Source organism: Dongia sp. agr-C8, from assembly GCF_054658695.1.
Genome location: NZ_BAAGHZ010000002.1, coordinates 1,072,313 through 1,095,342, shown reverse-complemented (window position 1 = coordinate 1,095,342; position 23,030 = coordinate 1,072,313). Strand labels below are relative to the sequence as shown.

The window sequence follows — 23,030 nt, the reverse complement described above, 5'->3', positions numbered from 1 at the left end:
CTCGACAGCCAGAATGCCCTTGCCGGAACCCGATGCGACCGCCGCGCCTTGCTGCGGATGGCGTCGGTCGGCGCGACGCAACTTGACGCCTGTGCCGGAAATCCGCTTCTTCGGGACCATATGATGAGCCGCCGCGACCTCAGGACCGAAGACCGGGCCAGCCAGCCGCCACCCGGGGTGGGCGGCGACCGGATCCAGCTGCCGAGCTTCGGCCGCGGACTTTCGGCCCGTGTGCTGGCGTTGACCGTGGTCTTCGTGATGCTGAGCGAGATCCTGATCTACGCACCCTCGATCGCGCGCTTCCGGCTCGACTGGCTGACCGAGAAGCTGGCCAGCGGCCATCTTGCGACCTTGGCGCTCGAGGCGACGCCCGACTACATGATCGACCCGCAATTGGAATTGACCCTGTTGCAGCATGCCGGCGCCCGGCTCGTCGCCCTGCACACGCCGGACGGCAAGAACCTCATGCTGCGCGGTGCCACCGCGGCGCAGCTGGTGATCGACGAGACCATCGATCTCGACAACCGCGGCCCGGTCAACTTGATTGCCAGCGCCTTCGACACGCTGAGCCATACCGACAACCGGCTGCTCCGCGTGATGGGCCATTCGCCGCGCGGCCCCGACACGCTGATCGAGGTCGTGCTCGACGAAGGCCCGCTGCACGAAGCGATGGTGGCCTATTCCTGGCGGGTGCTGGGGCTCTCGATCGTGATCTCGCTCATCACCGCGACCCTCATATTCCTGGCGCTGCAGCTCTTCATCATCCGGCCGATGCAGCGCATGACGGCGGAGATGGTGCGCTTCCGCGGCGATCCGGAGATGGCGCCCGAGGGGCCGCCGTCCCGGCGCAGCGACGAGATCGGCATCGCCGAGCGCGAGTTCGAACTGATGCGATCCGAGGTGCGCCGCGCGCTCGGGCAGAAGGAGCGCCTGGCGGCGCTCGGCACCGCGGTCAACAAGATCAATCATGATCTCCGCGGTATCCTCTCGACCGCGCGCCTGGTCGCCGATCGTCTGAGCGGCAGCGGCGATCCCGACGTGCGCAAGGCGGTGCCGGCGCTGGAGAAGGCGCTCGACCGCGCGGTCGATCTCTGCTCCGACATCCTCAATTTCACCCGCGAGGGTCCGCCGCGGCCGGAGCTCACCCGCTTTCCGCTGGACGAGCTCTGCCTCGAGGTGAAGGAAAGCCTGGTGCGCCATCTCTCCGAGGGCAAGGCGCTGGAGACCGAAATGGCGGAAGGCTTCGCGATCACCGCCGATCGCGGCCAGCTGTTCCGCGTCATCCGCAATCTCGGGGAAAACGCGCTGCAGATGGGGGCCAGCCGCGTCACCATCCGCGCCGCGCGCCGCGACAACCGGATCGAGATCGAGGTCGTGGATGACGGGCCGGGCCTACCCCCGAAGGCGGTGGAGAACCTGTTCCGCCCGTTCCGCGGCTCGGCCCGGGCCGGCGGCACCGGCCTGGGATTGGCCATCGCCCGTGAGCTGATCCGGGTCCAGGGCGGCGACCTCCGCCTGGCCGAAAGCGGCGGCCACGGCGCAAGATTCGCGATCGAGCTGCCGGATCGCTCTTAGGTTCGAAGCGCGGCCGGTTGCCTTTCGGGGCGTTCCTGCTTAGGTTCTCGGGAATTCCATGAGGGGTGTATCGATATGGATGCCAAGATCCAAGAATTCCTGATCGGCGGCCTGCTGGCGCTGTTCGCCTTGATCTCGCTGTTCGTGGCGGCGCGCGCCGAGGGCGTCGGCGAATATGGCGCGCTCGCCGTCTTCGCCTTCCTGATCGGCCTGATCTTCTATCGCATCAGCCTGGTGAAGCACGACAACGCGGCGCACTGACGCCGCGTTTCGCTACTCCACCTGCAGGATGAGCGCCTTCAGATAGGCGGATTCCGGCAGGAAGGGATGTACCGGGTGATCCGGCGCGGCGCCGGTCGCATAGAGCTGCTTTGCCGACCTTCCGCCTTCATGGATGCCGCGCGCGACCTGGGCGGCGAAATCCGCCGCCGGCATGTTGTGCGAGCATGAGGCGATGAACAGCAGCCCGCCCGGCTCCACCGTCTGGGCCGCGAGCCGCGCCAGCTTGCGATAGGCCTTGCTGCCGACATTGAGATCCTTGCGCGACTTCACGAAGGCCGGCGGATCGGCCGAGACCACGCCGAAGCGCTTCTTCGCTGCAATCAGCTGCTCCAAGGCTTCGAAGGCCTCGCCGCGCTGCACGGTGACGCGGTTGTCGACGCCGTTCAGCGCGGCCGCGCGCTTCAGGAGATCGAGCGCCGGTTCCGAACGGTCGATCGCCAGCACCTGGGTGGCGCCCGCCGCGGCCGCCTGGATGCCGAAGCCGCCGGTATAGGCGTAGCAGTCGAGGAAAGTGCCGCCGTTCGCAAACCGCGCCATCAGCGCGCGGTTGTCGCGCTGGTCGTAGAACCAGCCGGTCTTCTGCCCGCCCGCCGGATCGGCGAGGAAGCGGACGCCGTTCTCCTGCAATTCGATGGCGCCTTCGAGCCCGCCCTTGGCGAAGCGGCTCATCGGCTGGAGCCCTTCCATCTTGCGGGCGTTGCCCTCGCCGCGGATCAGGATGGTGGCCGGCTTCAGCACCGCGTCGATCGCGGCGGCGAGCGCTTCCGAGAGCCGGTCCATGCCGGCGCTGTTCACCTCGACCACGACCGTGTCGCCGAAGCGATCGACCACCACGCCCGGCAGGCCGTCGGCCTCCGCGTGGATCAGCCGGTAGTAGGGAGTCGCGACCAGGCGCTCGCGCAGCTTGAGCGCGCGCTGCAGCCGCTTCTCGAAGAAGCGCTGGTTGATCTCGGCGGTGGGATCGCGATCCAGGACGCGGGCGGCGATCAGCGAATGCGGGTTGAACATCGCCGCACCGAGGCTGCGGCCGTCGGCGCGCATCAGCGTGACGAGCTCGCCCGCCGGCAAAGCTTTCGCCGCCTCGTTCATCTCGATCTCGTTGGAATAGGCCCAGGGATGGCCGCCGGCCACGCGCTTCTCCGCGCCTGGCCGCATCGCGACCCGGGGTCTGGTGTCGAAAGCTGTCTCAGTCGCCAAGTGCCACTCCTTCGCGGCGGGGATCGCTTGCCCCCACCATGCCGTTCTCGCCCAGGGCCACGATATTGAGGCCGCTGTCGATCGGCTGAAACTTCACCGTATCGCCCATTGCCGTGAGCGCGGCACCGAGGGATTCAAGGCCGCGGCCTTCTTCGAGCAAGGTCGGGCCGTTGCGGTTGATCACATGCGGCAAGGCCGCCGCCTCCGCCGGCGAGAGATTCCAGTCGAGCAGGGCGACCAGCGCCTCCGCCACATAGTCGATGATGTTGGCCCCGCCCGGCGAGCCCAGGGCATAGACCGGGGCGCCGGTCGCGCGGTCGAACACGATCACCGGTGCCATCGAGCTGCGCGGCCGCTTGCCGGCGGCGACGCGGTTCGCGACCGGGCGGCCGTCGATGCTCGGGCGGAAGGAGAAGTCGGTCAGCTGGTTGTTGAGGATGAAGCCGTCCACCATCAGCCGCGAACCGAAGGCATTCTCCACCGTCGTGGTGAAGGTCACGATGTTCCCGTCGCGATCGACGATCACCATGTGGCTGGTCGACATCGGCTCGAACTGGTGCTGGCTGGCGCCGATTGTGGCGTCGCCCGGCGGATTGCCCGGCAGCGCGTTGGGCGAGGCCCGGTCGTCGTGGATGAGCTCAGACCGCTCGGCGAGATAGTCCGGGTCGATCATGCCGAGCAGGGGCATCTTCACGAAATCCGGGTCACCGAGAAAGCGGTCGCGATCGGCATAGGCGAGGCGACTGGCTTCGGCGAAGCGATGCGCCGCCGCGACCGAGAGCGGATCTTCGCTTCCCATGTCGAAACGCCGGAGCATGCCGAGGATCTGCAGCACCGTGATGCCGCCGGAGGAGGGTGGGCCCATGCCGCAGACCTTGTAGACCCGGTAGGTGCCGCAGGGCACCGCGCGCTTCATCGGTCGATAGCCGGCGAGATCGGCGAGCGTCATGCCGCCGGCGCGCGGTTGGGCGTGGTTGACGGTCGCGACGATGTCCTGCGCGATCTTTCCGGAATAGAAGGCATCGGCGCCGCCGTCAGCGATCGCGCGCAGCACCTCGGCCAGCGCGGGATTGCGGAGCTGCGCGCCGGCCGCCAGCGGCTTGCCGTCGGCGTCGTAGAAATAGCGCGCGCTCACCGGCATCTTGCCGAGATAGTCGTCCGCGGCGATCGATTCCGCGAGCCGCGGCGAGACAGGGAAACCCTCTTCGGCGAGCTTGATTGCCGGCGCGAACAGCTGCGCCCAGGGCAGCTTGCCGTGCTCCTGATGCGCCTGCTCGAGCATCCGGAGCACGCCCGGCACGCCGACCGAGAGTCCGCCGACCACGGCGTCGTAGAATTGCAGCGGCTCGCCGTCGGCGCCGAGAAACATGTCGGGCCGGGCCGAAGCCGGCGCGGTCTCGCGGCCGTCATAGCTTTCCAGCAGCTTCGCGCGGTCGTCGTAATGCAGCAGGAAGCCGCCGCCGCCGATGCCGGAGGATTGCGGCTCGACCAAAGTCAGCACCGCCTGCACCGCGATCGCCGCATCGATCGCGCTGCCGCCCTGGCGCAGAATCTCGCGCCCGGCCTCGACCGCCAGCGGATGGGCCGCCGCCACGATCTGCTGCTCGGCGAAGGTCTCGCGCGGGCCGGAAGCCGCGACCGTCGGCAGCCCGCTGCCCCCGCCGCAGCCGGCGAGACCGGGCAGGCTGATCAGGATCAATGCACAGAGTCGGAGGTAAGCTATCATGCGTGCTGGGGCGCTGTGAGCCGTCGGTTCGGCCCCGGTCTTACCGGCTTTCGACGGGGAGAGGAAGGGCGCGTGGAATTCCTGCTGATGTTGGTGCTGGCGGCGGTGTTCGTGGTCGTCTGCATCCTGGTGCACTACGAGATCATGCGGCTGACGGCGGACTATCTGCTGCCGCGGCTTTCCATCGTGCCGAAGCGCGCCCATGTGGTCTTCGGCATCTGTGCCTGTTTCGTGGCGCATACGATCGAGGTCTGGCTGTTTGCGGGGCTTTATTATGTGCTGGCGCTCAAGACCGACAGCGGTTTTGCCGACGAAAGCCGCCGTGCCTTCCTCGACTATCTTTACTTCTCGACCGAGAGCTACACCTCCCTCGGCTTCAGCGATGCGCGGCAACTCTCCAACGACCTCCGGCTGCTGGCGGGGATCGAGGCCATGATCGGACTGGTCCTGATCGCTTGGACCGCCACCTTCAATTACTTCATGTTCGAGCATTATTGGGTCCTGCATCCGCGCCGGCGCCGCCATCGGGCCGAGGATCGGCTCGAGTTCGAGCGCAAGAAATCTGATAAATCAAAGTATTAGCTAATCTGTGCACCCGTTGGATCGATCTGGCCGGGTCTCGGTTTTTCTATTGTGCACCGCAGCAGAATGGCAGAAAATCCGCCCGCGTCTTCTCCGGGAGTAGACTTCAAGTCTAGGAGGCGAAAGGTGAGCGTTCAGCGGCCAGCCGAGTCCAGTAAGACCGATCCGAACAAGACCGGCGGCGCCAAGTCGGCGCGCGTCTCGGTCCCCGATCTCGTTGCCCGCAAGGGCCAGGAGCCGATCGTCTGCTTGACGGCCTACACGACGCCGATGGCGCGCATGCTCGATCCCCATGTCGACCTGCTGCTGGTCGGCGATTCCTTGGGCATGGTGCTCTACGGTCTGGACAGCACGATCCCTGTGACGCTCGACATGATGGCGCAGCACGGCGCCGCGGTCTGCCGCGGCTCGAAACGGGCGCTGGTCGTGGTCGATATGCCGTTCGGCTCCTACCAGGAAAGTCCCGCGCAGGCCTTCGCCAGCGCCGCGCGCCTGATGAAGGAGACCGGCTGCCAGGCGGTGAAGCTCGAAGGCGGCCGCGCCATGGCGCCGACCGTGCAGTTCCTGGTCGAGCGCGGCATTCCGGTGATGGGCCATATCGGCCTGATGCCGCAATCGGTCAACACGATGGGCGGCTATCGCGCCCGGGGCCGCGGCGATTCCGAGGCCGCCAGCGTGATGGCCGATGCCATCGCCATCGCCGAAGCCGGCGCCTTCTCGATCGTGGTCGAGGGCGTGATGGAGCAACTGGCCGAGGCGATCACCGCGCGTGTGACGGTGCCCACGATCGGCATCGGCGCCTCCGCTTCGTGCGACGGCCAGGTGCTGGTCTCCGAGGACATCCTCGGCCTCTTCGCCGAGTTCAAGCCGCGCTTCGTGAAGCGCTATGCCGAATTGGGCTCCGAGATCGAGGCCGCGGCTTCGCGCTACGCGGCGGACGTTCGCGCGCGGCGCTTCCCCGGGCCCGACAACATCTTCGGCGCCGTGAAACGGCCGGCCTGACGAAGCTTCTCCCATGCTGAAAATCGACGTCGTCCGCAGCGTCGCGGCCTTGCGCGCGGCCACCCTGCCTCACCGCAAAGCCGGCAAGCGCATCGGCCTGGTGCCGACGATGGGCGCACTGCACCAGGGCCATCTCGAACTGGTGAAGATGGCGCGGCGCCATGCCGACTTCGTGGTGGCGACGATCTTCGTCAATCCGCTGCAGTTCAACCCGAGCGAGGACTTGAGCGCCTATCCGCGCGACGAGGCGACCGATCTCAACCTGCTGGCGGCGACCGGCGCGGATCTCGTTTTCGCGCCGAACGTGGCCGAGATGTATCCGAAGAACTTCTCCACCGGCGTCAAGGTCTCCGGCCTCACGCAATACCTCGACGGCCCGGCGCGGCCCGGGCATTTCGAGGGCGTCGCCACCGTGGTGACCAAGCTCTTCAACCAGGCGCAGCCCGACATCGCCTGTTTCGGCGAGAAGGATTTCCAGCAGCTGCAGGTGATCCGGCGCCTGACCCGCGACCTCGATCTGCCGATCGAGATCGTGGCGGTGCCGACGGTGCGCGATGAGGACGGCCTCGCCATGTCCTCGCGCAACCGGTATCTGACCGAGAGGGAGCGCATCGCAGCGGCGGTTCTGCCGGTTGCGCTGCAAGCGGCGGTGAGGGCGCTCAAGAACGGTGCCGCTGCGGCGCCGATCCTGGAGCAGGCCCGCGCGGCCCTGCGCGCGGCGGGGTTCAACCCGATCGACTATGTGGAACTTTGCGACGGCGAGACGCTTCAACCCTTGCCAGCGGCGCGCGCGGGCGCGCGGCTGTTCGCCGCCGCCCATCTCGGGCGGACGCGGCTGATCGACAATTGGCCAGTCTTGTGACTTCAAGAACTCTTATGCGCTCAAGAGCGATGCTGCTTGGCGATCGGCTGGATGAATTGCGGCTCGATGTCCCAGGGGAAGTAGATCCAGGTGTCCTGGCTGACCTCGGTGACGAAAGTGTCGACCAGCGGCCGGCCGGCGGGCTTGGCATAGACGGTGGCGAAATGCGCCTTCGGCATCAGCTCGCGGACATATTTGGCTGTGCGGCCGGTATCGACCAGGTCGTCGATGATCAGCCAGCCGGCGCCGTCGCCCCACATCTTCGCGGCGTCGCCTTTCAGGAGCTTCAGCTCGCCCGCCTTGTGCACGCCGGCGGTGCCGCCGGTGACCTCGTCCTCGCTGTAGCTGGTGATGCAGACGGTGTCGATCAGCCGCACGTCGAGCTCGCGGGCGATGATCGCAGCGGGGACCAGGCCGCCGCGGGTGATCGCGACGATGCCCTTGAACGGCCCGATGGCGATCAGGCGCCAGGCCAAGGCTTTCGCGGTGCGATGCAATTCTTCCCAGGAGACCGGGAAGGTCTTCTGCGGACTGACCATGAGAACTCCCCCACCGGGCATGAAAACGGTTCGGCGGCGATCATTAGCGGAACCGTTCTCCAGCGGCAACGCCGATTTGACCGGCGGCACCGGCGATTTCAATCATTGCGGCGCCCCGGCCTTGATGCCAGGATGCGCCGCTATCCGGTCCTGGGGAAGGGCCGAATCAGCGAGGCGCTCCACGTCGAGCAGGGCATGATCCAAGACCAGTCGATTCTTCCCGCCGCATCCATCGCGGCGCAGGCTTCGCTTCCATGACCGAACCCAATCCGCAGTCCGGCGCGGCGCAATCCCCGGCGAACGCGCATCCCGGCGAGCCCGGCAGCGAGATCTCGCCGGCCGCCTGGAAGCTCGCCATCGGCGCGCTCGGCGTCGTCTATGGCGACATCGGCACCAGCCCGCTCTACACCTTCCGCGAATGCTTCCACCACGCGACCGGCATCCCGATCGACGAGGTCACCGTGTTCGGGGTGCTCTCGCTGGTGTTCTGGAGCGTGATGATCATCGTCAGCGGCAAGTATGCGCTGCTGATCCTGCGCGCCGACAACCAGGGCCAGGGCGGCATGCTCGCGCTGATCGCACTCGCCCTGCAGCGCGCGCGCAACATGGGCCGGCGCAAGCTGCTCTTCGTCCTCGGCATGATCGGCGCCGCCTTGTTCATCGGCGACGGCATGATCACGCCGGCGATCTCGGTGCTCTCCGCCGTCGAAGGCATCGCGGTCGCCCAGCCCGGCCTGCAGCATTACGTCGTGCCGATCACCCTGGTGATCGTCGTCGGCCTGTTTCTGGTGCAGAGCCGCGGCACCGGCATCGTCGGCAACATGTTCGGCCCGATCATGTGCCTCTGGTTCACCACCTTGGCGGTGCTCGGCATCTTCGGCATCGTCAACAACCCGGAGGTGCTGCTGGCGATCAACCCCTGGTACGGCATCCGCTTCCTGATCGAGCATGCGACCGTCGCCTTTCCGGTCCTGGGCTCGGTGCTGCTGGCGATCACCGGCGCCGAGGCGCTCTATGCCGACCTCGGCCATTTCGGCCGCAAGCCGATCCAGTTCTCCTGGTTCAGCCTGGTGCTGCCGGCGCTGACCCTGAACTACTTCGGCCAGGGTGCCTTGGTGCTGAGCGATCCCTCCGCGGCGTCGAACCCGTTCTACCTGCTGGCGCCGGACTGGTTCCTCTATCCGCTGATCGCGCTCGCGACCTGCGCCACCATCATCGCCTCGCAGGCGGTGATCACCGGCGCCTTCTCGCTGGTCTGGCAGGCGATGCGCCTCGGCGTCTCGCCGCGCTTCTGGGTCGAGCATACCTCGGAGCACCAGGTCGGGCAGATCTACGTGCCGCAAATGAACTGGATCCTGATGGTCTGCGTCTGCATGCTGATCCTCGGCTTCCAGTCCTCGAGCGGCCTGGCCAGCGCCTACGGCATCGCCGTCACCGGCACGATGATGATCGACACCATCGTCGGCTACATGGTGGTGCAGAAGCACTGGGGCTGGAGCAAGACCAAGGCCGGCCTGATCTTCGGCGGCATCATCATCGTCGAGCTCGCCTTCTTCACCGCCAGCTTGCTCAAGGTCGGCTCGGGCGGCTGGTTCCCGCTGGTGATCGGCGCGGCGATCTTCTTTGTGTTCTCGACCTGGATGGCGGGCCGCGCCCTGCTGGCGCGCCGCCAGGGGCAATCCGCATTGACGGAAGACGAGTTCCTTGCCGCGCTCAGCGAGCGGCATCTCTCGCGGGTCCCCGGCACCGGCATGTTCCTGACCGGCGATCCGCAGCGCGTCCCGTTCTCGCTGCTGCACAACATGCGGCACAACCAGGTCCTGCATCAGCGCGTGATCCTGACCAGCATCCTCACCGAGGAAGTGCCGGTGGTGCCCGACGTCGAGAAGGTGACGGTGAAGGACCTCGGGCGCGGCTTCTATCGCCTGATCTGCCGCTTCGGCTTCTACGAGACGCCGGACATCATGGTGGCGCTGCGCGGCGCCAAGCGCTTCGGCCTCGAGCTCGACCCGCAGCAGGTCTCGTTCTTCCTCGGCCGCGAGCGCATCGTCGCCCATGCCCGCTCGCAGATGTCCGCCTGGCGCCGCTGGCTCTTCATCCTGCTCTCGCACAACGAGACCAGCGCCTCGGACTACTTCCGCCTGCCGGCGGGCCGCATTATCGAGCTCGGCGCGCGGGTCGAAATCTAGACGTTCTGATCCTCGGCGCGCGTCAGATAGCAGCCGTTGATCATCCAGGTCCCGTCGGTCTGCTTCTGCATCATGTAATGCGCGGTATAGGCACGGCCGTCGGGGCCGATCAGGCGCAGGATCTGGTCCGGGCCGTACTCGGTATCGACCAGCTTGTCGAAATCGACCGATTGCGGGCGATAGACCGGGGTATAGCCCTGCTTCACCATCTGCATGAAGTTGCGGGCATCGCCGAACTTCTCGCGGATCATCGGCGTCGCGTAGGAATAGGCGGCCGCTGCGTCGTCGCGCTGGAAGGCGTCGAGCTGCGACTGGATCACTTGGCGGATCGCCTGCTGGTCGGGCGCTGCCAGGCTGGATGGCGCATCCTCGGCGACGGCAAGGCGGCCGGGCAGGGCAATCAGGAAGGCCAGCAGGAGAACGCGGCAGGCGGACTGGATCATCATCGGACACCCCCTTCCGGCAGCATGACGATGACTCTACGCAGCGGATCCTGCGCCGGATCACACCGCCCGCCAAGAAGCGAAAACGGCGCCTCCCGGTTCCCCGGGAAGCGCCGTTTGGAGGTTTGGCCTGCCGAAGAGGTTAGCGGACGTAGATCCGCACCTCGTTCGACTGGATGCCGGCATCGTTGGTCTGGCCGGAGCTGACCCGATCGGCCGGCAGGCCCATGCCGAGCAGCGAGCGGACCACCCGGTCGGCGTTGGTGCGGGCGATGTCGCCGTTCAATGCCACCTGGGCGGCGGTGCCGCTGGCGGGCGCGACGCCGACCACGTCGAAGGCGGCATTCGGGCGGACTTCCAGGGCCTTGCGGGCGGCCTGGTAGAGCGCCTGCTCGTAATTCACGTTCGGCCGGTCGAAGCGGATGGTCACCAGGGGACGCCCGGTGGCCGCGCCCGCGCCCGGTGGCAGGGTCGGCTGGGCAGGGGCCGGGACGGTGTTGCTGGCGAGCGTGGTGCCGTAGAAATCGCCCTTGCTGACGCCGCCGGCCAGCGCGGTCAGGTTGCTGCGCTCGGTGGCGAGGTATTCGTTCTGCCGGGCGACGTCGGAGGAGATCAGGCTCAAGAGCCGGTCCACATCCACGTTGGTCTGGGCGACCTGGTCCTGGAGCCGGCGCAGCTGCCGGTGGTCCTCATCGACCGCGCCGGAGACGCCGAAGGCCGCGCGCACCGAGTCCTGCAGGAAGGCGACATAGGCGGCATTGCCCGCGACCTCGTTGGAGAGCGCGTTCATCTGGCCGATATCGGTCTCGACCGCGTTCAGGTTCTGCTGCGCCTGCTGCCAGGCCTGGACCAGCCCCGGGTTGCCCGGCGTGGTGCCGACCTGCAGCTTGCCGGCGATGGCGCCGGTGATCGCCTGATAGGCGGCGGCGTTCTGCTCGATGTCGCCGTGCAGCGCCTGCTGGCGGGCGGTCTGCGACTTCAGCGTGTCCTGGAGTCGCGCCAGATCCGCCTTGAGCTCGGTCACCTTCTGGCCGACCGCGGTGCCGGTGGGCTGGTCGGGCTGTGAATTGTCGAGCGGCGGGACGGTGACCGACCCGTCGGCGTTGCGAATCACCCCGACCGGCGCATTCGGCGCAAGGGTCGAGGCCGAAGCCTCGGCTCCGCCCGGCGCGGTGCCGGTAATCGAAGGTTTCACAGCATTATCGGCAACTTCGCAGCCGCCCAACAACGCCAGGGCGGCGGCAAGGACCGCGAGCTTCCCGAATCCCATCATGACTTGTCAGAACCCCTTAATGCGGCCGGGACAAGCCGCCCACCCATCCTGTTTGCCCGTACTTTGCAGTTTTTCTTATAAGAATCAACTGCTTTACCGGCATAAGCCGGTTCGTGCGAAATGCATCCCATGTCCCGAACCGGCGATCCCCTCATGCCGCAACGGCAGGATCTCATCTTATAAGGCACCCAAATGACCCTCAAGCTGGATTCCCTTTGACTGTGTCCATTCTGCAAGCGGCCGTGGCCGCGGGAACACGGGGCAGAAGGGGAGGAAATGGCGACAGCCGGGCATTCTTCTTCACCGCCCCCGGCTTCGGCAGAGGGCCGGGGGGTGCCCCATAATGATTCGCTCCGCCGGGACCGCCGAAAGGGGCGGCAATCCGCCCCGGGTTTAAGACTTGCCATGCCGGGGGTGTTTGTTTAGGTTCCGCCACCGCGCGACCGGCCCGCCGTTCTTGAGGAGGGGTGATCGCAGCAGCGGCGGTCCCCCTCTTCCCCGGCCCGCCACCAAGACGCGCCCGTAGCTCAATTGGATAGAGCATCTGACTACGGATCAGAAGGTTAGGAGTTCGAATCTCTTCGGGCGCGCCAGTCTCTTCAGTGACGTCGACCGTCACTGCTTCCGACCTTTCCAAGCTTCTTCAGACCTGACTCTTTCCGACTTTCACTCGCCGGGCATGCGATGTCGGCATGATTTCCGAGGCGAGGGTCTTCGTGCTTGGTGATCGCTGCGGCAGCCTGCGGATGGGCCGCAACCCAACAGATGCTGAGGGGTGTCCATGATCCCGACCGGCAAGTGTCCGGTGATCGAGGCAATCTGCATTCGGCATCGCCTGGACGGCTGAGAGCGGCGCGGCGAAAATCGCGGCGCTGATGCTGAGACCGCTCCTATCGCGCTGCGGACCTTCTTGCCTAGTCCTGCCGGAAGTATTCTCCATCTTTGTCTTTGAGACGCCCATCTGACCAACTGAAGACCCAAGGCTCGCCACTCGGCTCCTTAAGCTCATACTGCCAACAGGAGGGCTCAGCGCGTGGTCGTTCACTCTTGCCTTGTTGAACAAGCGAGACGGTGTTGGTGGACACGGTCACTCTAAACTTGCTCTTGATCACCTCCATGCCGTGCTTTGTACCATCCTCACAGCCTTTAAGTTTCCATTCTTCGAAATACGTTACCTTGTACCTCGTTGTCAGCTCTGCGGTTCCATCTTTCCGGATGATGAGCGTATCATCCCAGTCCTCGTAGCCCGATCTGTCGTCGAAGGTTCTGCGACCGCTTTGCGCGAACGTGCCGTAAGGCTCTGACTTCGACTTTGGAACGGGCGCTGGAGTCGTCGCCGGCGGGTTGGTGGGTGACGATGATGTGCCGCTCGTACCCGCCTTTGCCTTCTGAATTTCCTCGGCGTATTTCATCATCAGGTCTTCGTTCGGGCAGTAGTGCAGCCAATCCTGAAGGGCCTGAGCCGAATTTCCAGACGCCTTTTCGAGCTGGTATTTCGCGTTCTCCGGCGTAGCACTGCAGCCCCCGACTGCATCTTCAGCGTTTCCGGCCGTCTGGTACAGTGTGCAAGCGATCAGCGCCGCCAATGGCCAAATTGCCTTTCGCATGATTGTCTCCGTTCTCAGGCACGTGGCTAATTGAGCCAATAGAAGTCGATCCCGCCGTTTGCGGACTGCGCATTCAAGCGCTTGATTGCCGTGACGCTCGATCATCTCGTTGGCGACTCGCCGGATGACGATGGGTTCAATCATCGGGTCTAGTAGCCGACAAGGATCGTGTATCCCTTTTCCTTCATGCACCGAGTCACAGGATTGCCGAAGGCGAATGCGGGCTGGTTCTTCACGCAGTCCGCCAGGTCCCGGTTGTATGTCGCTTGGTCAACGCCGGTCATGTCGACGATGGGAGCGTGAGTTGCGCTGCATCCTCCAAGGAGAGTGCATAGGATTGCGGCCACTCTAGGCAATTGCGCGCGGCTTTTGTGCATAGATCATCGGCGCCTTTAGAAAGAAGCCGCAGACGGACCGAACATGAATGTCGCTTCAGTTCCGTCAGTCATGCGCACCGTGCCGGCGCCGGACGTTCCGCTGTTATCGCGAGTAGCAATCACGATCCCACGCCTGCCATCGGAGCAAAGGACCGGCATTGATATGGTCGGCGAATAGTCTTGGCTGTCGTAGTGGCCACCGCACGTCAACTCGCCATCTTTAACCGTAAACGACCCGCCGCTCATTGTCGCCGTAACGGTCCCCTTAAGAATGCGGCCGTTCTCTTCGATGACAACAACTGGCTGAGTAACTGTGCATGCGGAGCAAAATATGCAGGCCACCAGCGCGCGCTTCTTCATTGAATTCCCCGAAACTGATTGCCGATTATCAGCGATTGTGTAGCGGGCAGTCAACACACGCGCCGGCTGGGGTTCGCCAGCTCGAACTACTCGGCGAGGAGCCTGCAGCCGCTTGCCTTGGATAGCTCGAAGTCCCGCAGTTTGCGGCCTTATCAACAAGAGCGGTTATGCGCCGCCGCCCCGGAATCCTCTTAAACTCCGCACCCGCTCTCTTGAAGTGGCTAATGCCATCGCATCGACGCGTGGGGGCCGCAGCGGATCTCGCGCCTAAAATTCGCAGGAGATGTAGCAGGTATAACTGCCGATCGGGTCGGCTCGGCGGGGTTACATCGTCGCCAACCCGTGCTCGGCAAGCTCCAGGTAGCCGGCGGCCCGGCGACGCCACGCGATCGCCCCGGCAACCGGACGGTCCTTCAAATGCCAGATTGCGAGCTTGGCGCGGATCGTGGCGCGATGGGATTTGTAGAAGGCGATCAGGTCCGCCGGGGCATCACGGACTGACGGCATGCGTAGCAGCGCCCGGCCGACTTGGGATGCCCCCAGTCGATCGCATTCGAGGGCGAGGGACGCAAGGTCGTCCACGATGTCGCCGATGCGAAAGTCGCGCTCAAACTCGAGGCAGTCGATGATCTGGACCGGCGGCCCGAGGAAGACATGCTCGGGTCTAAGATCGCCATGCCCCTCCAGGATGCAGCCGCTTTGCGCACGCTGCTCGAAGCGCGCTGCGCATTCTCGGATGTATCGGGCCTGCGCGTCGCAAATCCGATCGATGAGAAAGCCCGTCGCGGGGGTGCAGTATCGTCGCAGTTCCCCGCGATTGCCTTCGACGACCTGGAGCAGTTTGCGGCGGCAGGACTGGCCGGAAACCGCCAGGCGGGGCGCGGCGGCATAGAAGGCGTCGAGGATCCCGGCCACGCCGGCGATATCCTGCGGCCGCAGGTTTCCATCGCGAATCACCGTGTCGAGCATCCGGCTCTCGGGTAACCGGCGCATCTCCACCAGCCAATCGACGGCGGCGCCGGATCCGCCGAGGCTGAGGCCTCCTTGCGGCGTGACCGTCAGCGGGAGAACGCCAAGATAGACGTCGGGGGCGAGGCGGCGATTGAGGCGCAGCTCCTCCTCGCAGAAACGCCGCCGCAGCGCGACCGTGCTGAAATCGAGGAAGTCATAACGAACCGACTTCTTCAGCTTGTAGACGCGCTGTCGCGTCAGGAAGACCCAGGACATGTGGGTTTCCTTGACTTCGACGGTGGTGGTCCCGTCAGCATAGCTCGACGGCCGGCGGAGGAAGGCGAGCTTCGCCGCCTCGTCGATGGCGGGAACGCCGGCAAGCGCCGCGGCGAGCGATGCAGGGTCAGCCACGCGTACTTTCGCCCCTGCGAGCGTTATCTCGGGGCGATGACAGCGCCTTCGCCCTCTTCTCGAGCAGTGCGGCGACGGTCGCATCGTCGACCTGAGCGAAGTCGTCGTAGAACTGGCCGACGCCCGCGAAGTAGGCGGGCTTGTGCAGGCAGAGGATGTGATCGGCCTCCTGGGCGAGTGCATCGAGCGTGTCCGGCGGCGCGACGGGAACCGCCAGGATGATCGATTCAGGCCGGCGCCGGCGCGTGGAACGAAGCGCTGCACGCGCCGTCGCACCGGTTGCGATCCCGTCATCCACCAGGATCGCCGTACGGCCGCCGACGTCCAAGGCGGCGCGGCCGCCGAGATAGAGGCGCCGACGGCGCTCGATTTCCTGGAGCTGCTTGGCGGCTTCCTTCTGCAGATAGTCGTCGCTCACCCCCAGCTCGGCCTGGATGGCTTCGTTGGTCACCAGGTCGGGGTGATCGCCGTCGGCGATGGCACCGAGCGCCAGCTCGCGGTGCCAGGGTGCGCCGATCTTCCGCACCAGCACGAGGTCGAGCGGCGCGTTCAGCCTCTCGGCGACCTCATAGCCCACCGGAACACCGCCGCGGGGCAAGGCGAGGACGATCGGGTCCGTCAGCCGTCGCTGAACCAGCTGGTCAGCGAGCAAGCGCCCGGCTTCGGTGCGATCCTTGAAAAGCATCCTGCTGCTCCGCACGTGGCCCGGCCAGTCTGAGGTCCCGCCGCCCCGCCGCCTTGATTTCCGTCAAGGCCGCTGCCGCCCTCTCGGCGCCAAATGCCGGCCTGATCGCATTTCCCGGATGCCGCCCATGCCGCCGACACGATCTCCTGCTCTCTTTGCACTCGGCGCATCGAATGCCTACGGCCAGCGCGTCGCCGAGCGGCTGCACCTGCCGCTCGAGCCGATCGAAGAGCGCGATTTCGAGGATGGCGAGCACAAAGCGCGGCCGATGGCCGAGGTGAGAGGCCGCAACGCCGTGGTCATCCACTCGCTCTACGGCGACGCGCGCGACAGCGTGAACGACAAGCTGTGCCGGCTCCTGTTCTTCGTCGGCTGCCTGAAGGAGAATGGCGCCGCGCGGGTCACGGTGGTTGCGCCATACCTCTGCTACGCCCGCAAGGACCGCCAGACCAAGGCGCAGGATCCGGTGACCACGAAATACGTGGCCTCCCTCTTCGAATCCGTGGGCGCGGATTGCGTCGTGACCGTGGATGTCCACAACCTTGCCGCCTTCCAGAATGCCTTCCGCTGCGAGACCGTGCATCTGGTGGCGCAATCCCTGTTCGTGGACCACTTTTCGTCGATCCCGGCAGACAAGCCCATCACGGTCGTGTCCCCGGATATCGGCGGTACAAAACGCGCCGAGGAGTTTCGTCGCGCGCTCGCCGAGCGGCTGGGCCGCGAGCCTGCCGCGGCGTTCATCGAGAAGCGTCGGAGCGGGGGAGTGGTCTCGGGCGGCATGCTGGTCGGCGATGTGCAAGGCCGGACCGTCATCATCCTCGATGACATGATCGGTTCGGGAACGACCCTCGCGCGCGCCGCCGCCGCTTGCCGGACCGCCGGCGCGTCGGGGATCCATGCGGCGGCAACGCACGGCCTGTTCACGGGAAACTGGCGGAGCGCCCTCGGCAACGCGGCCATCGACAGCCTGATCGTCGCCGACACGGTCCCACCTTTCCGGCTGGGAGACGATCCACTGACCCGGAAGCTGATCGTCCTTGATTCGACGGGGCTGGTGGCCGCGGCTATCGGGTGCTGAGGACCGTGAGGTAGGCGATGATGTCGTTGATCTCGCTGCGCGAGAGGTTGAAGTTCGGCATCGGCGGATGCGGATCGGCGAGCCAGGCCTTCATCCATCCTTCCGGGTTCGGCCGCCGCGCGATGGTCTCGAGCGCGGGCGCCCCGTCGCTCGCGACCCCGGTGCCGAGTCCATGGCAGCTGCCGCACCAGTGGCGCACCAGCCAGAAGCCGCTCTTGGCGTCGCCGTCGGCCGAAGCTGTGCCCGAGGCCATTGGCAGCAGAATTGCGAAAGCGATTCCCACCAGCCGCCGCGTCATTCCCCGTCCCCATCCTCGTCGTAGGCGGGATCCGCGATGAGGATGTCGTAGACCATCTCGGCGGTGGGGCTGAGACCCTCTGCGTTCAGGCGCGGCTCTTCCCGACCGCCACCGAGCCATTTCAAGGCCTGCTCGATCTCGGCATAGGTCGCCCCGCAGGCGAGAATCGCGGCGATCGTGCCGTCCTCGAGATCGCCGACCAGGTGCGCGATGTCCTTGCGCTCGAGATGCTGCGTCCGGGGTTCGTCGTTCGCTGTCATTGCCGCCTCCATCAGCGCGTTTCTTCCATCCAAGCCGAAACCGGCGGTCGCCGCTTTGACGCCGGTCAAATCCGGGTCACCGCCGGCAGCCGGGCGGCCAGATAGTCGGTCGCGCCGCCGATGGTCAGCAGCTTCGGGTAATCCGCCTCGGGAATGTCGATCTGCAGCTGCCGGTGCAGGGCGATCACGAAATTCAGGAAGTCCATGGAATCGATGTCGAGCGCCTCCCGGACGTCGGCCTGGTCGCCGATGCTGGCGGGATCGGTCTCCGGCGCGATGTTGCTCAAGCCCTCCAGGATGGCTTTGCGGATCTCTTCTCGGTTCATAGCGCCTCCGGTTGCTGCAGGCGGCGGTCGATATCCAGGAGGAACAGGGCGCCGCGGTGGCCGTCGCTGACACGGTGGTCCGCCGCCAGGGTCGCGGTCATCACGGAGCGGACCTCGAGCTTGCCTGCAACCGCCCAGGGCCGCGCGGCCGGGGTGCCGAAGCCGAGGATGGCCACCTGCGGCGGGTAGATGATCCCGAACAGGCTCTCGACGCCGCGCTCGCCCAGGCTGGAGACGGTGATCGTCGGGTCGAACAGCTCCGAGCTGCGCAGCCGGCCGGCCCGGGTCCGCGCCACCAGGTCGCGCAAGGCCGCCATCAAATCGTCCAGGGTCTTGCGATCCGCGTCCCGGATCGCCGGCGCGACCAGTCCCCCGCCGCGAATGGCGATCGCGGTGCCGACGTGAATGGCGCTGCTGGGGTGGAACGCCCCGTCGGTGAAGGCGCCGTTCATTTCCGGGAAATCGCGCAGCGACAGGGCGACCGCCTTCAGCAGCAAAGCCGCCAACAACAGCCGGGCCGGCGGTTCGCGGCCGGCGTTCAGCGCCGCCAGCCAATGCTCCGCGACGCTAAGATCGATGGCGTGGCTGAGATAGTAGTGCGGGATCTCGCGCTTGGAACGCGCCATCGCCGCGGCGATGGCCTTGCGCATCTCAGCGAGATCGATGCCTTGCCGCTTCGGTGCGGGGGCCGCCGTGCGACCCTGCGCCAGCGCCGCTTCGACATCCGCCCGGATGACCGCGCCGCCGGGACCGGTTCCCTTCAGCCCGGCGAGCGACAGGCCGCGCTCCGCCGCGAGCCGTCTTGCCGCCGGAGAGGCGCGGGTTTCGCCACTCGGCACCGCGAGCGGGATCGGTGCCTGCGGCGGCGGCGCGGCGGCGGGTTTGGGCAGCTGGATCTCGGATGGAACCGCCGGCGCGACACCGCCGGCCGTGCGGATCAAGGCCAGCGGCGTGCCGACCGGCACCTTGGTGCCGAGCTCCACCAGGGTGCGGTCGAACGTGCCTTCTTCGAAGGCCTCGATCTCGATCGCGCCCTTCTGGGTCTCGACCACGGCGATGACGTCGCCGCGCCGGATCTGGTCGCCGGGCTGCTTCAGCCACTCGACCAGGGTGCCGGCATCCATGTCGGCGCCGAGCGAGGGCATCACGAAGGCGCCCATCAGCGCCCCATGGCCGCATGCACGGCGGCGACGATGGCTTCCGGCTGCGGCAGGGCCGCCTGCTCGAGATGGCGCGGATAAGGGATCGGCACTTCGGCGGAGCAGACCCGCGCGACCGGCGCGTCGAGCTCCCAGAAGGCCTGTTCCATGATGCGGGCCGAGACTTCCGCCGACAGGCTGCCGGTCTTCCAGCCTTCATCGACGATGACGGCACGGCGGGTGCGGCTGACCGATGCAATGACGGTCGGCAGATCGAGCGGCCGCAGCGAGCGGAGGTCGATCACCTCCGCCTCGATGCCGGTCTTGGCCAGCGCCTCGGCGGCGGCCATCGCCTTCTGCACCGTGCCGCCATAGGCGATGATGGTCAGGTCGCGGCCCGGCCGCCGGACCGCCGCCCTGCCGATTTCGACCGCGCCGGCGTCGGCGGCGATCTCGCCTTCCAGGTTGTAGAGCAGCACATGCTCGAAGATCAGGACCGGATTGGGATCCTTGAGCGCCCCGAGCAGCATGCCGCGCGCATCCTCGAGGGTGGCGGGCGCCAGCACCTTGAGGCCGGGTACATGCGCGTACCAGCCCTCGAGGCTGTGCGAATGCTGCGCCGCCAGCTGGCGCCCCGCGCCGGTCGCCATGCGGATCACCAGCGGCACGTTGAACTGGCCGCCGGACATGTGCAGCAGCGTCGCGGCGTTGTTGACGATCTGGTCGAGCGCCAGCAGGCTGAAATTGACAGTCATCACCTCGACGATCGGCCGCATGCCGTTGAGCGCCGCGCCGATGCCCGCGCCGACGAAGGCGGATTCCGAAAGCGGCGTGTCGCGGATGCGCTCCGGGCCGAACTCCGCGAGCAGCCCCTTGCTGACGGCATAGCAGCCGCCGTAGCGGCCGACGTCTTCGCCCATCAGGAAGGCCCGGGGGTCGGCGTTGAGCGCGTCGCGGATCGCCGCGCGCACCGCCTCGCGATAGGTGGTCTTGACCCGCGCCGGCGCGACCAGCTCGTTCATGCCGCGCCCTCCAGGGTCACGTATCTGGTGAGATCGGATTCGGGCTCCCAGGTGCCGGCCTCCGCGAAAACGACCGCGGCCTCGACCTCGGCCGCGACCGCGGTCTCGATGGCCTGGAAATCGGCCTCGTGCAGGATCTCGTTCTCGCGCAGCCAGGCGCCGAAGCGCTCGATCGGCCCGCGCTTCTTCCAGTCCTCGACCTCGGCCTTGTTGCGATAGAGCTCGGCGTCGAACATCGAATGCGGGCGAAAGCGATAGGTCCGGCATTCCAGGAACTGCGGCCCCTTGCCGGCGCGGATCGCCGCCGCCGCCTTGCGGGCCGCGGCTTCGACGGCGACGACGTCCATTCCGTCCACCGCCTCGGCGCTCATCCTGTAGCTCGCGGCCTTGCGGTAGATATCGGTCTCCGATTCCGAGAGCGCGAGGGCGGTGCCCATAGCGTAGAGGTTGTTCTCGCAGACGAACAGGACCGGCAGGTTCCACAGCACGGCAAGGTTCATGCTTTCGTGGAACTCGCCCTCGGCGACCGCGCCCTCGCCAAAGAAGCAGGCGGTGACGTTGGGCCGCTTCTGCATGGCATCGGCGAGGGCGGTGCCGACGGCGAGGGGCAGGCCGCCGCCGACGATGGCATTGCCGCCGTAGAACCGGGTCTTCGCATCGAACACGTGCATCGAGCCGCCGCGGCCGCGGCTGCAGCCCTGCTGCTTGCCGTACATCTCGGCCATCAGCGCGGTCATCGGGATGCCGCGGGCCAGCGCGTGGCCGTGCTCGCGATAGGTGGCGAAGACGGTGTCGGCGGGCGCCAGGGCCTGCATGATGCCGACCGCGATCGCCTCCTCGCCGACGTAGAGATGGAGAAAGCCGCGAATCTTCTCCCGCTGGTAGAGCTCGGCGCATTTCTCCTCGAAGCGCCGGATGCGGACCATCTGCCGCATCAGGTCGGCGACGTGCTCGCGCGTCAAGTGCGGCTTCAGGGCGGGATCGGTCATCGCTCGTCGCTTTCCAGGGTCGAAAGATCGCCCTCCGGGAGTCCCAGCTCGCGCGCCTTCAGCAGCCGCCGCATGATCTTGCCGCTGCGGGTCTTCGGCAGGTTGGCGCGGAAGTCGATCTCCTTGGGGGCCACGGCTGGACCCAGCCGCTTGCGCGCATGGCCGAGCAGCTCCTTGCGCAACGCTTCGCTGGCCGCATAGCCGCTCTTCAGGGCGACGAAGGCCTTCACGATCTCGCCGGCCATCGGATCCGGCTTACCGATGACGCCGGCTTCGGCGACCGCCGGATGTTCCATCAGCGCACTCTCGACCTCGAACGGGCCGATCAGGTGGCCGGAGGACTTAATGACGTCGTCGGCCCGGCCGACGAACCAGAAATATCCGTCGGCGTCGCGCATCGCGAGGTCGCCGGTCAGATACCAGCCGTCCACGAAGCATTTGCGATAGCGCTCATCCTCGTGGAGGTAGCCGCGGAACATCGACGGCCAGCCCGGCCGCAGGGCGAGCTCGCCCATGGCCATCGGCTTTTCGACGACGGCGAGGCCGCCGGCCGTGCGCTCGACGATCGCCGCGTCGATTCCCGGGATCGGGCGCCCCATCGAGCCCGGCTTGATATCCATGCTGGCGAAGTTGGCGATCATGATCCCGCCGGTCTCGGTCTGCCACCAGTTGTCATGGAAGGGGCGGCCGAAGGCCTCCCGGCTCCAGACCACGGCTTCCGGGTTGAGCGGCTCGCCGACGCTGGCGAGGAAGCGCAAGCTGCCGAGGTCGAACTTGCGGACCGCTTCGGTGCCGAGCTTCATCATCATGCGGATCGCGGTCGGCGCGGTGTACCAGACCGTGACGCGTTCATCCTGCAGCGTGCCGTACCAGCGCTCGGCCTCGAACTCCGCCTCGTCCACGATCAAGGTCGCGCCGTTGGTGAGGGGCGCGATGATTCCGTAGGACATCCCGGTGACCCAGCCGGGATCCGCGGTGCACCAGACCCGGTCCTCGGGATGGATGTCGAGCGCCAGCCGGCCGGTGACGTTGTGCGCCACGACCGCGTCGTGCACGTGGATCGCGCCTTTCGGCCGGCCGGTCGTGCCGCTGGTGAAATGCAGCAGCGCCATGTCGTCGGGCCGGGTGGAGACGATCGTGAACCGGTCCGAGGCCGTGGTCATCGCCGCGGCCAGCGACAGCGTCCCCTCGGGCAGGCTGCCCTCGTTTCCATCGGTCAGCAGGATGCGCTCGAGCGACTTCAGCTCATGCCGCCAGGCCATCACCTTCTTGCGATAGAGCGCCTCGGTGGTGACGAGGACCTTCGCATCGCCCAGTTCCATGCGGGCGCGGATCGGCTCGGGTCCGAAGGCGGAGAACAGCGGCGAGAACACGCTGCCGTTCTTCAGCGTCCCCATCGCCGCGATGTAGAGTTCGGGAATGCGGCCCATCAGGCCGAACACCCGGTCGCCCTTGCCGACGCCGAGGCTGCGCAACACATTGGCGAAGCGGTTGGTGAGAGCGGCAAGCTCCGCATAGGTGAAGTCGCGACGCGCGCTGCCCTTGCTCAGCCAACGCAGCGCGACCCGCTCGCCCCGGCCATGGGCGAGATGCCGGTCGACCGCTTCATGGGCGATGTTGAGCCCGCCGTCCGGCAGTCCGTCCAGGGCGTGGCGCGCCGCGTCCCAGCTGAAGCTGCGGCAGGCCTCGGCGTAATCGCGCAGGTTTGGCGCGGTTGCCGTTTGCAGGTGTTCCTTTCGGATGCTGTCCCAAGGCATGGTCGCGGTCCCGGTCGAGGCCTTCGGTTCACGCGCTTACCTTGATCGAGGCGGCCGGCGGCCGGCCTTGACTTTTGTCAACATGCCGGCACTTGCGCGA

General features: G+C 66.7%; 23 protein-coding genes and 1 tRNA gene. 8 read left to right on the top strand and 16 right to left on the bottom strand.

Features of this window, described 5'->3' with window-relative positions:
* The first annotated feature begins 120 nt into the window (after nt 1-120).
* Together ACYQ4T_RS12800 and ACYQ4T_RS12795 are read left to right on the top strand one after the other, a co-directional pair.
* Nucleotides 121-1,575, top strand: coding sequence for a sensor histidine kinase (locus ACYQ4T_RS12800; RefSeq protein WP_459854535.1), 1,455 nt, complete (start codon nt 121-123; stop codon nt 1,573-1,575).
* Nucleotides 1,576-1,650: 75 nt separating this feature from the next.
* Nucleotides 1,651-1,836: a hypothetical protein gene (locus ACYQ4T_RS12795; protein WP_459854532.1), complete on the top strand. Its 186-nt coding sequence runs from the start codon at nt 1,651-1,653 to the stop codon at nt 1,834-1,836.
* 12 nt (nt 1,837-1,848) lie between these two features.
* Here the strand turns inward: ACYQ4T_RS12795 and ACYQ4T_RS12790 are convergent, their stop codons facing one another.
* Both ACYQ4T_RS12790 and ggt read right to left on the bottom strand, forming a co-directional pair.
* Nucleotides 1,849-3,054 (bottom strand): class I SAM-dependent rRNA methyltransferase, encoded by a 1,206-nt coding sequence (locus ACYQ4T_RS12790; RefSeq protein WP_459854529.1) that lies wholly within the window; start codon nt 3,052-3,054, stop codon nt 1,849-1,851.
* The gene (ggt, locus tag ACYQ4T_RS12785; RefSeq protein WP_459854526.1) at nt 3,044-4,753 is read right to left on the bottom strand and encodes a gamma-glutamyltransferase; all 1,710 of its coding nucleotides are present in this window, start codon (nt 4,751-4,753) and stop codon (nt 3,044-3,046) included. The genes ACYQ4T_RS12790 and ggt overlap by 11 nt, the downstream gene beginning before the upstream one ends.
* A gap of 99 nt (nt 4,754-4,852) precedes the next feature.
* On the opposite strand from ggt, the gene ACYQ4T_RS12780 reads away from it, so the two are divergent.
* The 3 genes from ACYQ4T_RS12780 to panC all read left to right on the top strand — a co-directional run bounded on the left by ACYQ4T_RS12780 (nt 4,853) and on the right by panC (nt 7,226).
* The gene (locus ACYQ4T_RS12780) at nt 4,853-5,362 is read left to right on the top strand and encodes an ion channel (protein WP_459854523.1); all 510 of its coding nucleotides are present in this window, start codon (nt 4,853-4,855) and stop codon (nt 5,360-5,362) included.
* Nucleotides 5,363-5,488: 126 nt separating this feature from the next.
* Nucleotides 5,489-6,364 (top strand): 3-methyl-2-oxobutanoate hydroxymethyltransferase, encoded by an 876-nt coding sequence (gene panB, locus ACYQ4T_RS12775; protein ID WP_459854521.1) that lies wholly within the window; start codon nt 5,489-5,491, stop codon nt 6,362-6,364.
* Between the two features lie 13 nt (nt 6,365-6,377).
* Entirely contained in the window at nt 6,378-7,226 is an 849-nt protein-coding gene (gene panC / locus ACYQ4T_RS12770) for a pantoate--beta-alanine ligase (protein WP_459854519.1), read from the top strand.
* Nucleotides 7,227-7,246: 20 nt separating this feature from the next.
* On the opposite strand, the gene gpt is transcribed toward panC, so the two are convergent.
* On the bottom strand, nt 7,247-7,765 hold the full coding sequence (gpt, locus tag ACYQ4T_RS12765; RefSeq protein ID WP_459854516.1) for a xanthine phosphoribosyltransferase: 519 nt from the start codon (nt 7,763-7,765) through the stop codon (nt 7,247-7,249).
* 254 nt (nt 7,766-8,019) lie between these two features.
* Here gpt and ACYQ4T_RS12760 point away from each other — a divergent pair, with 254 nt between their 5' ends.
* Entirely contained in the window at nt 8,020-9,954 is a 1,935-nt protein-coding gene (locus tag ACYQ4T_RS12760; protein ID WP_459854514.1) for a potassium transporter Kup, read from the top strand.
* On the opposite strand, the gene ACYQ4T_RS12755 is transcribed toward ACYQ4T_RS12760, so the two are convergent.
* A complete protein-coding gene (locus ACYQ4T_RS12755; RefSeq protein ID WP_459854511.1) occupies nt 9,951-10,400 on the bottom strand; it encodes a DUF4864 domain-containing protein in 450 nt (149 codons plus the stop codon). The genes ACYQ4T_RS12760 and ACYQ4T_RS12755 overlap by 4 nt on opposite strands.
* Nucleotides 10,401-10,539: 139 nt before the next feature.
* Nucleotides 10,540-11,592 carry a hypothetical protein gene (locus tag ACYQ4T_RS12750; RefSeq protein WP_459854509.1) on the bottom strand — a complete coding sequence of 351 codons (1,053 nt, stop codon included), beginning with the start codon at nt 11,590-11,592 and terminating at the stop codon, nt 10,540-10,542.
* 594 nt (nt 11,593-12,186) lie between these two features.
* On the opposite strand from ACYQ4T_RS12750, the gene ACYQ4T_RS12745 reads away from it, so the two are divergent.
* A tRNA-Arg gene (locus ACYQ4T_RS12745) sits at nt 12,187-12,263 on the top strand.
* 321 nt (nt 12,264-12,584) lie between these two features.
* Here ACYQ4T_RS12745 and ACYQ4T_RS12740 read toward each other — a convergent pair.
* The 4 genes from ACYQ4T_RS12740 to ACYQ4T_RS12725 all read right to left on the bottom strand — a co-directional run bounded on the left by ACYQ4T_RS12740 (nt 12,585) and on the right by ACYQ4T_RS12725 (nt 16,061).
* Complete coding sequence (locus ACYQ4T_RS12740) at nt 12,585-13,421, bottom strand: hypothetical protein (RefSeq protein WP_459854507.1); 837 nt, start codon at nt 13,419-13,421, stop codon at nt 12,585-12,587.
* Nucleotides 13,422-13,669: 248 nt separating this feature from the next.
* Nucleotides 13,670-14,014: a hypothetical protein gene (locus tag ACYQ4T_RS12735; RefSeq protein ID WP_459854505.1), complete on the bottom strand. Its 345-nt coding sequence runs from the start codon at nt 14,012-14,014 to the stop codon at nt 13,670-13,672.
* 324 nt (nt 14,015-14,338) lie between these two features.
* On the bottom strand, nt 14,339-15,376 hold the full coding sequence (locus ACYQ4T_RS12730) for a hypothetical protein (protein ID WP_459854503.1): 1,038 nt from the start codon (nt 15,374-15,376) through the stop codon (nt 14,339-14,341).
* Entirely contained in the window at nt 15,369-16,061 is a 693-nt protein-coding gene (locus ACYQ4T_RS12725) for a phosphoribosyltransferase (protein ID WP_459854500.1), read from the bottom strand. The genes ACYQ4T_RS12730 and ACYQ4T_RS12725 overlap by 8 nt, the downstream gene beginning before the upstream one ends.
* 127 nt (nt 16,062-16,188) lie before the next feature.
* On the opposite strand from ACYQ4T_RS12725, the gene ACYQ4T_RS12720 reads away from it, so the two are divergent.
* Entirely contained in the window at nt 16,189-17,139 is a 951-nt protein-coding gene (locus tag ACYQ4T_RS12720; protein WP_459854498.1) for a ribose-phosphate diphosphokinase, read from the top strand.
* On the opposite strand, the gene ACYQ4T_RS12715 is transcribed toward ACYQ4T_RS12720, so the two are convergent.
* The 7 genes from ACYQ4T_RS12715 to acsA all read right to left on the bottom strand — a co-directional run bounded on the left by ACYQ4T_RS12715 (nt 17,126) and on the right by acsA (nt 22,930).
* Nucleotides 17,126-17,437 (bottom strand): c-type cytochrome, encoded by a 312-nt coding sequence (locus ACYQ4T_RS12715; RefSeq protein WP_459854496.1) that lies wholly within the window; start codon nt 17,435-17,437, stop codon nt 17,126-17,128. The genes ACYQ4T_RS12720 and ACYQ4T_RS12715 overlap by 14 nt on opposite strands.
* Nucleotides 17,434-17,697, bottom strand: a complete 264-nt coding sequence (locus ACYQ4T_RS12710) for a hypothetical protein (RefSeq protein ID WP_459854494.1) — start codon at nt 17,695-17,697, stop codon at nt 17,434-17,436. The genes ACYQ4T_RS12715 and ACYQ4T_RS12710 overlap by 4 nt, the downstream gene beginning before the upstream one ends.
* A gap of 65 nt (nt 17,698-17,762) precedes the next feature.
* Nucleotides 17,763-18,023, bottom strand: coding sequence for an acyl carrier protein (locus ACYQ4T_RS12705; protein ID WP_459854491.1), 261 nt, complete (start codon nt 18,021-18,023; stop codon nt 17,763-17,765).
* On the bottom strand, nt 18,020-19,183 hold the full coding sequence (locus tag ACYQ4T_RS12700; RefSeq protein WP_459854489.1) for a dihydrolipoamide acetyltransferase family protein: 1,164 nt from the start codon (nt 19,181-19,183) through the stop codon (nt 18,020-18,022). Before ACYQ4T_RS12700 ends, ACYQ4T_RS12705 begins: the two co-directional genes overlap by 4 nt.
* Complete coding sequence (locus tag ACYQ4T_RS12695) at nt 19,183-20,184, bottom strand: alpha-ketoacid dehydrogenase subunit beta (RefSeq protein ID WP_459854488.1); 1,002 nt, start codon at nt 20,182-20,184, stop codon at nt 19,183-19,185. Before ACYQ4T_RS12695 ends, ACYQ4T_RS12700 begins: the two co-directional genes overlap by 1 nt.
* Nucleotides 20,181-21,173, bottom strand: a complete 993-nt coding sequence (gene pdhA / locus ACYQ4T_RS12690) for a pyruvate dehydrogenase (acetyl-transferring) E1 component subunit alpha (RefSeq protein WP_459854486.1) — start codon at nt 21,171-21,173, stop codon at nt 20,181-20,183. Before pdhA ends, ACYQ4T_RS12695 begins: the two co-directional genes overlap by 4 nt.
* On the bottom strand, nt 21,170-22,930 hold the full coding sequence (acsA, locus tag ACYQ4T_RS12685) for an acetate--CoA ligase (RefSeq protein ID WP_459854485.1): 1,761 nt from the start codon (nt 22,928-22,930) through the stop codon (nt 21,170-21,172). Before acsA ends, pdhA begins: the two co-directional genes overlap by 4 nt.
* Between the last annotated feature and the right edge of the window lie 100 nt (nt 22,931-23,030).